Source organism: Sphingomonas sp. (assembly GCF_023266535.1).
Classification (GTDB): Bacteria; Pseudomonadota; Alphaproteobacteria; order Sphingomonadales; family Sphingomonadaceae; genus Sphingomicrobium.
Map to the genome: position 1 here is coordinate 1 of NZ_JAHFPY010000088.1, position 10,149 is coordinate 10,149.

Annotated in this window: 12 protein-coding genes; 11 read left to right on the forward strand and 1 reads right to left on the reverse strand. The window is 61.7% G+C overall.

Annotated elements, in window-relative coordinates; all coding sequences use genetic code 11:
• Window positions 1-412, forward strand: a 412-nt coding sequence (locus tag Q0C64_RS12030; RefSeq protein ID WP_294124081.1) for an SEC-C metal-binding domain-containing protein, incomplete at its 5' end; no start/stop codon positions are given.
• A 6-nt stretch (window positions 413-418) separates the two neighbouring features.
• Here Q0C64_RS12030 and Q0C64_RS12035 read toward each other — a convergent pair.
• Window positions 419-1,588 carry an acyltransferase gene (locus tag Q0C64_RS12035; protein WP_294124082.1) on the reverse strand — a complete coding sequence of 390 codons (1,170 nt, stop codon included), beginning with the start codon at window positions 1,586-1,588 and terminating at the stop codon, window positions 419-421.
• Between the two features lie 108 nt (window positions 1,589-1,696).
• Between Q0C64_RS12035 and putA the strand changes: the two genes are divergently transcribed.
• The 10 genes from putA to Q0C64_RS12080 all read left to right on the forward strand — a co-directional run.
• A complete protein-coding gene (putA, locus tag Q0C64_RS12040; RefSeq protein ID WP_294124083.1) occupies window positions 1,697-4,819 on the forward strand; it encodes a bifunctional proline dehydrogenase/L-glutamate gamma-semialdehyde dehydrogenase PutA in 3,123 nt (1,040 codons plus the stop codon).
• A gap of 1 nt (window position 4,820) precedes the next feature.
• A complete protein-coding gene (locus Q0C64_RS12045; RefSeq protein WP_294124084.1) occupies window positions 4,821-5,303 on the forward strand; it encodes a GNAT family N-acetyltransferase in 483 nt (160 codons plus the stop codon).
• A gap of 184 nt (window positions 5,304-5,487) precedes the next feature.
• Complete coding sequence (locus Q0C64_RS13415; RefSeq protein ID WP_366004772.1) at window positions 5,488-5,952, forward strand: DUF3592 domain-containing protein; 465 nt, start codon at window positions 5,488-5,490, stop codon at window positions 5,950-5,952.
• 122 nt (window positions 5,953-6,074) lie between these two features.
• Window positions 6,075-6,377: a hypothetical protein gene (locus Q0C64_RS12050; RefSeq protein WP_294124085.1), complete on the forward strand. Its 303-nt coding sequence runs from the start codon at window positions 6,075-6,077 to the stop codon at window positions 6,375-6,377.
• 289 nt (window positions 6,378-6,666) lie between these two features.
• Complete coding sequence (locus tag Q0C64_RS12055; protein ID WP_294124086.1) at window positions 6,667-7,029, forward strand: GrlR family regulatory protein; 363 nt, start codon at window positions 6,667-6,669, stop codon at window positions 7,027-7,029.
• Window positions 7,030-7,090: 61 nt separating this feature from the next.
• Window positions 7,091-7,366 (forward strand): hypothetical protein, encoded by a 276-nt coding sequence (locus tag Q0C64_RS12060; RefSeq protein ID WP_294124087.1) that lies wholly within the window; start codon window positions 7,091-7,093, stop codon window positions 7,364-7,366.
• Between the two features lie 145 nt (window positions 7,367-7,511).
• The gene (locus Q0C64_RS12065) at window positions 7,512-7,865 is read left to right on the forward strand and encodes a hypothetical protein (RefSeq protein WP_294124088.1); all 354 of its coding nucleotides are present in this window, start codon (window positions 7,512-7,514) and stop codon (window positions 7,863-7,865) included.
• 316 nt (window positions 7,866-8,181) lie between these two features.
• On the forward strand, window positions 8,182-8,976 hold the full coding sequence (locus Q0C64_RS12070; protein WP_294124089.1) for an alpha/beta hydrolase: 795 nt from the start codon (window positions 8,182-8,184) through the stop codon (window positions 8,974-8,976).
• Between the two features lie 158 nt (window positions 8,977-9,134).
• Entirely contained in the window at window positions 9,135-9,419 is a 285-nt protein-coding gene (locus Q0C64_RS12075) for a hypothetical protein (protein WP_294124090.1), read from the forward strand.
• 229 nt (window positions 9,420-9,648) lie between these two features.
• A partial coding sequence (locus Q0C64_RS12080) for a hypothetical protein (protein WP_294124091.1) occupies window positions 9,649-10,149 on the forward strand: 501 nt, incomplete at its 3' end.

Here is a 10,149-nt window from a genome sequence, read left to right on the forward strand (position 1 = left end):
GATCCACTTGCGCAGCTATGCGCAGAAGAAGCCGATCGACGAATATAAGCAGGAAGCCTTCCTGCTGTTCGAACGGTTGCTGGTGATCATTCGCGAGGACGTCACCAAGATGCTGCTGCGCGCCTCGATCCAGTTCGACGAGCCAGCGCCGATGCCGATGGCGCCGATGGGCGGAGTCATGCCGGAGTTCATCACCCACCACATCGATCCGCTGTCGGGCGACGACGATACCGCCGACTTCGATGCCGGCGGGGCGCTCTTGTCGAACTTGCCGCCGATGCAGGCGCCGCGTCCGCCGATGCCGGAACAGGCCGCCGACGGCGAGACGATTGTCGCTCCGTCCAGCCGCAACGCGCTTTGTCCCTGCGGGTCGGGCCGCAAGTATAAGCATTGCCACGGCTTGGCCGGTTAGCGGGCGTTAGCGCTTTCCGACCGTGAGCTTGCGCAATCGGTCTTGCACAGGCCGCTCGAACTTCTGGTAGACCAGCGCCGAGACGCCGAGCACGACGCCAAGATAGACGAGCAGGAACCAGGTGCTGGTGACCGGCAGGGTGATACCGCTCGCCGCGACCGCGATCGCGAGGATAAGCTGCAGCGGGAAATGGACAAGGTAACTTGAGTAAGTCAGGTTCCCTACGCTGGCGAGCGGTCGCTGCCATCGGTCCAGGACGGACCAGTCCTGGCCGGCAAGGAAAACAATCGGAGGCCCAGCGAGCAGCATCAGCATGGGCATTTTGGCGCGGTCGCCCAGTGCACCCAGCCATGCGGAAACGGCAAGGATCACGAACAGCGTCAGCGCGGCGAGAACGATCCGCCTTTTCCTCAACTCTTTATCAGCCGGCTTGAGCATCGGCAGGGCGACCATCGCTCCTGCAAAGAAGTAGCTGAGGCACCAGACAGATGTCAGCTGGATGCCGGCCAATTCAGCCGCGAGGGCCGCCCCAACTATGGTCACACACAGTCCGAGGCTGAGAGCAAATCGCCGAACAATCAGGAAGAACAGAAAATAGACGGCGATCTCGGCCGAAATCGACCAAATCGGTCCGTTGAAACTATATTGCCGCCCGCCGATCCAGTCAGACGCAAGAAACAGCTGCTTGGCAAATATCCACGGGTCGTTCGCCTCGAAATGAAAGTCGTGGCCGGCAAAGGCCCGGTGCCAAGGCTGGAGCGCGGTGACGAACAACAGCGTAACGAGATGGAGGGGGTAAAGGCGTGAGAATCGGAGCCAGAAGAACTGGCGTCCGCTCACCGTCCCGCTGGCGACGGGGCCGGAATATTTCCAGGCGAAGATGAATCCGCTGATGCACCAGAAAAGCTGCACGCCGAACAGGCCGAAATCGTAAAACGGCCAAAACCATGCATGCCAGGGTTGCGCGCTGGCGACGAACGGCCGCGATCCCACCATGTCGTAGAAATGGTTGTAATGCCAGAACAGTACGGCCATCGCTGCCAGGAAGCGTAGCAACTCCAGGCCAAGCAGCTTGTTATCGCTGCTTGCAACTTGTGTTGGGCATTGGCGCGCGGCAGCGTCCGCGATCGGCCTGGCGCCATGAATCCATCGCTGAAGAGGCCGTTCGACGCTCATCGCCGGGATTTAGCTGGAAAATGGTTACCAAAGGCTTCAGCAAATCGCCGCTGGAAAGCGGACGGCGAACCGCCTATTTCGCCGCGCAGCATGCTCCAGAAAGTCAAAATGATCGATCGCACGGCGCTTCGCCTCGCCTACCGCCCTCAAGAGGAGGAGGTGGTCGAGGAACGGCTGCAGCAGGCCAGGCTCGCCGCCGGCCAGCAGGGCGAGGCAACCGCCATCGCCCGCACCCTGGTCAAGGCCGTTCGCGGCCACAAGGCGGCCGGGCTCGACGCCTTCTTGCAGGCTTATGACCTCGGCTCGGACGAGGGCATCGCCCTGATGTGCCTGGCCGAGGCGCTGCTGCGCATCCCCGATGCCGAAACCGCCGACGACCTCATCGCCGACAAGCTGTCCGGCCCCGATTGGGCGGAAAAGCTCAGCGACAGCCGCTCGACCTTCGTCAATGCCGCGACCTTTTCGCTGCTCCTGACCGGCAAGGTGCTGGAAGAGGCCAATGACAAGTCGGACAATTGGCGCTCGGCGCTGGGCCGCGCGGTCGGCCGCCTCGGCGAGCCGGTAATCCGCACCGCGGTCAGCCAGGCGATGAAGATCCTCGGCAAGCAATTCGTCTTCGGCCGGACCATCGACGAAGCGCTGAAGCGCGCCGCGCCCGAGCAGACCCGGGGCTGGAGCCACAGCTTCGACATGCTCGGCGAAGCGGCCAAGACCCATGCCGACGCCGCCCGCTACGCCAAGGCCTATGCCGGCGCGCTCGACACCATTGCCAGGGTCGCCAAGGGCGGCTTCCGCGCGGCGCCAGGCATTTCGGTCAAGCTCTCGGCGCTTCACCCGCGCTACGAATGGAGCCACGCCGAAGAGGCCAGGGCGGCGATCCTGCCCGTGCTCCGCGACCTCGCGCTCAAGGCCTCCAAAGCCGACGTCCATTTCACCATCGACGCCGAGGAAGCCGACCGGCTCGAACTGTCGATGGACCTGATCGAGGCGCTGGCCGCCGACGAAGCGCTGTTTGAAAATGGCTGGGGCGGCTTCGGCCTTGCCATCCAGGCCTATTCGAAGCGCGCCGTGCCGTTGGTCGACTGGACTGTCGAACTGGCCCGCACCCATCATCGCAAGCTGATGGTCCGTCTGGTCAAGGGCGCCTATTGGGACAGCGAGATCAAGGTCGCCCAGGTCGCCGGCCTGACCGACTATCCGGTGTTCACCCGCAAGGTCGCGACCGATGTCTCCTATCTCGCCTGCGCCAAGCGCCTGCTGGCGGCGAGCGACTGCATCTACCCGGCCTTCGCCACCCACAACGCCAATACCATCGGCGCGGTGAAGGCGCTGGCCGGGCCCCGCAAGGGCGCGCCGGGCTTCGAGTTCCAGCGGCTGCACGGCATGGGGGAAGGCCTCTACGAGGAGCTCGCCAAACTCGAACAGGCGATCGGCGAACAGCCGACCCCGGTTCGCATCTACGCCCCGGTCGGCAGCCATAAGGAGCTGCTTGCCTACCTGGTCCGCCGCCTGCTTGAAAACGGCGCCAATAGCAGCTTCGTCAACCGCATCGCCGACGATGATATCCCGATCGATGATTTGGTCCGCGATCCGGTCGCCGAGCTCGACAGGATTGAGCCTAAGCGCAACCCTGCGATTCCCTTGCCCAACGCCATCTTCGGCAAGGACCGGGTCAACAGCGCGGGCGTCGACTTGAGCGACCCGCTGGTCCGCGATCCGCTGCTGAAGAAGCTGGCCAAGCTCGAGGCCAGGCATTGGTCGGCTGCTCCGACCGGGGGAGGAACTGGCGAAAAACTGGCGATTTATGCCCCATATGACACCTCGATCGTGGTCGGCGGCGTGATTTACGCCAGCGAGAAGGATGTCGATCGCATGGTCCGCGCCGGCCTCGCCGCGCAGGTCGCGTGGGACCAGCTCGGTGGCCACGCCCGCGCCAAATTGCTGGGCCGCGCCGCCGACCTGTTTGAGCAACATCGCGAGGAGCTATTCTCGCTGTGCATCCGCGAAGCCGGCAAGACCTTGCCCGACGCGGTGCTGGAAGTGCGCGAAGCGATCGATTTCCTCCGCTATTACGCCAGCGAGGCGGTGCGCCTGTGCGGCAACGTCACCGCGCTTCCCGGCCCGACCGGCGAATTGAACGAGCTTCGTCTCCATGGCCGCGGCGTGTTCGCCTGCATCAGCCCGTGGAACTTCCCGCTGGCGATTTTCATCGGCCCTGTCGCCGCTGCGCTCGCTGCTGGCAACGCGGCCATCGCCAAGCCGGCCGAGCAGACGCCGTTGATCGGCGCCCGCGCGATCGAACTGATGCACGCCGCCGGCATTCCCAAGGCGGTCGTCCAGATGGCCCCGGGCGACGGCCGGACCGGCGCGGCGCTGACCGGCCACCCGCTGATCGGCGGCGTTGCCTTTACCGGCTCGACCGACACCGCCCGGGCGATCAACCGCAGCCTCGCTACGCGGGACGGCCCGATCGTCCCGCTGATCGCCGAGACCGGCGGGCAGAATGCGATGATCGTCGACAGCTCCGCTTTGCCCGAGCAGGTCACGCGCGACGTGGTTGCCTCGGCTTTCCAGAGCGCTGGCCAGCGCTGCTCGGCATTGCGCGTGCTGTTCATGCAGGACGATGTCGCGGATTCGATGCTGGAGATGATCGCCGGCGCGATGCAGGCGCTGACCGTCGGCAACCCGGGCGACCTCACCACCGATGTCGGCCCGGTGATCGACACCGAGGCCAAGGCCGCGCTCGATTCCCATCTCGCCGAATTGAAGGCCAAGGGCCGCCTGCTGGCCGAGGTCCCGCTGCCGGACGAAGCCAGGCGCGGCCATTTCGTCATTCCCTCGATGTACGAGATCAAGAGCCTCAAGGAACTCGACCGCGAGCATTTCGGGCCGATCCTCCACGTCGTCCGCTGGAAATCCGGGACGCTCGACCAGGTGATCGGGGAGATCAACGCTACCGGCTACGGCCTGACGCTCGGCCTGCAGAGCCGGATCGACACCACCCGCCAATATGTCGAGGCCCACGCCCGCGTCGGCAACCTCTACGTCAACCGCAACCAGATCGGCGCGGTGGTCGAAAGCCAGCCGTTCGGCGGGGAAGGGCTGTCGGGCACCGGGCCCAAGGCGGGCGGACCGCATTATGTGCCGCGCTTCGCCACTGAGCGCGTGACCTGCATCGACACCACCGCGGCCGGCGGTAATGCGAGCCTGATGGCCGCTATAGAAGGCTGACGTGCGCATCAGGCCGTTTCAGCTGGGCGACGAGGCTAGACTGGCGGCGCTGTTTCACGCCGCGATCCACCAGGTGGCGGCCCAATATTATTCGCAGGACCAGGTGAATGCCTGGGCGCCGCAGTTGCCCGATCCTGCGCGCTTTCTTGCCCGCGGTACTGACGGCCGGACACTATTTGTCGCGGTCGATGATGCGGATGAGCCGCTGGCCTATGGCGATGTCGAGACCGACGGGCACATCGACCATCTCTTTTGCCTGCCCGATGTGGCCGGGGCAGGAGTCACCACCAAACTTTACAATGCACTTGAAGGAGTCGCTCGAAAGCACGGTATTTCAATGCTTTTCACCGAAGCCAGCGAGCCAGCAAAACGCTTCTTTGCAAAGCAGGGTTTTGAGGTAATCGAACGCCGCGACTTCGAGGTCAACGGCGTCCCGATCCACAATTATCGGATGGAAAAGCGGCTCTCGCCTGTCCCGCGCTGACACAGGCCCAACAAGCCTCTGGAGCCATTGCCCAATTGCTGCTGTTGGTGACGCTGCGGGGTGGTCCCTCGGGACATGAACGCATCTCGCCGAAGCGGTCGGGTTCGCGCGTGGCCGCTTCGTTTGTTTAATGACCGCTTTCGACCCATTCCGGACATTGGAACCGCTCGATACTTCCGGAGCAATGCAATTTAGACCCATTCAGCGGCTCGTGAAGGGCTTCGGCGCTCTAGCCTTCCTCGGTTTAATCATCAGCATCCCCCTAGTTCTCATCGTGCGAGCGGCGATGATTGAACGTGAACGCCGCATCGAGGTTCTGAATACAGGCGTTCTCGCCTCGGCGGTCGTAACGGAATCATCTTCGGGCATAAGCACGCGGGGGTGTGCGTTCCGGTATCGCTTTCAAGTCAATGGGTCGAACTTCGAAGGAGGTGAAGGCGGTTGTCCGCTTGTCGATACCCATCCGACTGGCAGCTCATTGAGCATTCGTTTTGACCCACGAGACCCCCAAAAATCGGTGGCCGTCGGTGCCGAGCTATGGCCCGGTTGGGCAATTGTGCCAGTCCTACTTGCGTTGCCTCTTATCCTATTGGGAGGAGTTATTTCATACGCGATAGTCCGCGACGGATTCAGAAACCCCAAGCGCTGAACCACGCGTTGATGACGTATCAGTAGCTCCTTCAATGGCTAATGCCCGCTTTCCACCCAAACCTGCCGTGGCAGAAATCGACCCATTGCGGTCATTAGGTGTCGCCGGTTAGGCTAACCCAAATGTCGCTTCATCCAGATATAGCCCGACTGGCAGACATATTAGGTGAGATGGCCGACCTTTGCGAAAAGCACGCAAACCGCTGGGCTGGTCGGTTGCGGCAATGGCAAGAGTCTTTGCTCAATTCGGACGCTTGGGGCCTCCACGGATTGCTGCAGTCGTTTGGCGGGATGGGTTCATTGAACGATGTGGTTCTGCAGTCCGTCAAAGCGGACATGCGACCGGATAATGAGCGCTTCCAAGTATTGCTGGACGAAGCTTGGAAGCTTGCTCATCAGTTGAAAGGCGAGGCATCCGGCACCTAGGCCCAATGTCCGCCTTCCACCCATAACGGTCATTAGCCGCGATGCATGCCAAATTGGCCCTGTTCGGCGCCTTGAGATCATCGAAAGAAGGGTGGCTCCCCGAGTTGGATTCGAACGCAATTCTATGAACGTGTTGAAATAGAACGATAACCTGTTGATTATTTGATTATCGTGAAGCTGATTTCCCACACTCGTTCACCTTCTCTTCGCATCCGCTATTTGCCTTTCGGCCTGCAATCTGCCTGAGATGGCTCGCTCGGTCGCTGGGAGAGATGCGAAAGGAATATCCATGAGCATAGAAGGCATGTGGGCCGCGTATTTTGGCGACTTCGCCGGACAGCAGGTCAACAGCGGCATTGCGGTCCTGGAAACCGGCCGGATCTTTGGCGGCGATTCCATGATGGCTTACCTTGGCCAATACGAAGTGAATGATGGGGTGATTAGCGGCGAGATCAAGATATGGTCTTTCAACCCCCATTTGGAGGTCGTGACGGCCTTCGGGAAGATCGGGACTCCGGAAGGTTCGGTCGTCGGCTTGCAGGGGAACATAAACGCAGCCAAGGACCAGATCGACGGCCATTTGTGGGAAAAAGCAAATACGGCGTTGAAGATACCAACGCAACTCAAGAAGGTTGCCGAGCTGCCAGGTTAGCTGTCTTATCAAAGAACATTAAGCTGCTTGCAAGTGTTCCTCATTCGTTCTCAATGATCTGATGCACCGACTCACCCGCGAACAGATCACCACTATGTTCGTCGTTGCCCTCGCTACGGCCGATAAAGTCGCCCTAAGCCGGTTCCGGTCAAAGAAGCGGCTCGACATCGAGGCCGGCTGTGAAAAGCTGGCCGCGGCACTAGCAGCCAAGCTCGACAATGACAGCTCAATGGTGATCGTGACGGAGATTGTGCCTGCGCCAGAAGGGGGCATTCAGTGCCGCCCTGGCAAGTGGGGCGTCGATGAGCCGGATCCGATGATTTGCCCCATTGTTTAATTCGCGTTAAGCAGCGCGGGCTCGGGGACAAGGGGGCTCGATGTTCACCGTTGAGTGGCTTTCACGCCTACGCAGGCCGGGCCGTTACGCACTTCTGTTGCTCCAAGGATTAGCAGTAGCTCTTTGGGTCGAGGGGCTTGTGACTATGAAGTGGCTATATCGCGGCTGCTTCGTTCCTGTTTATGGCTGGCCCTTACCCAACCGCCGCTACAGCGAGTGCTGCTCACTGGAGTATGCGGTGGATTGGCAGGCATATGCCTTGGATTTTGCGGTCTACGCCGCCATCATTCTGGTCGCGCTTTTAGTTCTGCGACTTCTACTGCGACGTCACTGGAAGTTTGTGAATGTCGTTCTCACGGTCATAGTCATCTTCGCGCCGCTCAGGTTACTGGAGATGTCTGAATGGTACACACCCCTCGGTGTCGCCGAACCGCTGCGTCCGGCGGGGGTTAGCGTGGCTCCGAGCAGCTTTGACCCCTGTCCCGACAACGGCAAATAGGTCCAGGCTTAACGTCCGCTTTCCACCCATTCCGGTCATTCGATCTACGTATCCTTTGCGCCCATTCTGGTCGCCGCCGAGAGCGGCACCAAAGCCCGATTGCGGACGTTCGTTCAAGTTTGGCCGGAACGCCCGAAATGCCCTCGTTCAAGCGATGACACCGGGACCCTGTCGCTGTTAAGGGCACAGTACGCTTTCGACCGATGCTGTTGAAAAGTTGGATGTTGTGTGGGAATCCGTGATGTGTCTGTTGTAGGCGAGCGAGTTCCTTTTCGATTAGGCCGCCGCGCGCCGGCACCCGGATGAAAGGAGAGGCATGTCGTCGACGCGGACCATCGAGGATTCGGGCGACCTGCCGTGGATGGTGATGGTCCATGGCATGTCTCAGGATCATCGGATCTTCTCCGCGCAGGTTGCGGCGTTCCGGGCGACGCATAGGATCCTCCTGGTCGATCTGCCGGGCCACGGGCTCTCCGCCGCGATCGGCGGCCCTTATGGTCACGAGGAGTTCGCCGACCATGTGGCAGGCGCTATGCGCGGGCGCGGCGTTACCGCCGCGCGCCTCTGGGGCACACATACCGGCGCCACCGTCGGCCTTCTTGTCGCGGCGGACGCGCCGGAGCTCATCGGCGCACTGATTCTCGAAGGACCGGTGGTTCCGGGGTGCAATCCGCCGGTCGTGACGGAGACCATCGCCCGCGCCCGCGCGACCGTCCGGGAACTCGGGATCGATGCGGCACGCGATGAATGGTGGCGGACGAGCTGTTGGTTTGCGGCGATCCGCGCGGACCCGATCGGGAAGCGGGCAGCGGCGCATCACGCCATCGTCGCGGCATTCGGCGGCCGACCCTGGGCCGACGACGCCGCGCCGCGCCTGGTCGCGCGGGTCGAGGCGCGACTCGCAACGATCTCCGCTCCGGCGCTCGTCTATAACGGCGCGGAGGATCATACCGACTTTTTGACCGCCGCGACGGAGATCGACGGCCTGCTGGCGAAGGGGACGCGCGCGCTAATTCCGGGAGCCGGCGGTTTCCCGGCATGGGAGCGGCCGAACGAGGTGAACGCGGTGGTGAACCGGTTTCTACGGACGCTCGGGGCGGTGGGAGCCTGAAATGGCGGGACCCATTGCTCTGCTCTCGGCTGCGGCGGCGCGGCGCTGTCGATGCATGCAAGAGAGGGCAGCGCGAGACCGTCGATAGAAATGAGCGGCGCTCAACGAATGTCTGCAATGGGTGGAAAGCGGACGTTAGCCATGGCAGGGAGCGGGCCATGACTGACACGCCCGCGCCCGAGGACGGAGCTGAAATCCGCCTTACTCCCGACGAAGCTATCGTCCTGTTTGACCTATTGTCCCGGTGGTCTGGCTCGGGCGATGACGACACGCCCAAGGACACATGCTTTGAGAACACCGCCGAGTGCGCCGTTCTTCATGGATTGCTAGGTGAGCTTGAGAAGCAATTAGTAGCTCCCTTCAAGCCCAACTACGGCGAAATGGTGGACGCAGCTCGCGGGCGGCTGGCCGGTAATTGGGATGGTGCAACCCTCCGCGCTTAATGGCCGCTTTGGGTCGATTTCTGCCATTAGCCCGACGTCCGCTTTTCACCCAAAGTGGCCATAAGGCACTGCACTTATTAGGCGCCGCATCGAGCGCTCACTCACCTTATCAGAACTTCGCCTTGTCAGTGCCGAAGCCGGTGAAAGGTTGAGGCCTAGCCGTTAGGTCTGCTCCCAATTCGGGACGGTGGACTTGCCGTTTTACTTTCGTTGCAGCATTTATCCGGCCATGCACTGGCGATTGCACCTGGGCCTTCACAAGACCGCCACGACACATCTGCAGCTATCTCTTGAGGCGATCCGCCCTCAACTTGCCGAGCGGGGGGTGGATTTCATTCCGCTGGACGAACTTCGCAGAGCCACTCACCTGAATTTCGATTGGGCGAAGCGCTTCAAGGGCTTCAAGTTCAGGCGGGACGTAAGGTCTGTTTCCAGCCGACTTAAAACAACCATCCTGTCCGAGGAAAACTGGCTTGGGCATCCATATGAAGGGTGCGCCTTTCCGCCCTATCCTCGCGCAATAGAGCGACTTAAAACCATTACCAAGCTCGGCGGCACCTTCTCGGTATTTCTGGCAGTCAGGAACCCAGGCCAGTTTGTTCCCTCGATCTACTCCGAGGCTCTGCGCCACCATCCCGAGCGCGTGTTGCACAATCAAACCCGCAATGCCTGGCTAGACGGTGGAAGCCCCTGGTCAGAATTGGTCGAAACGATCAGCCGCACATTCCCC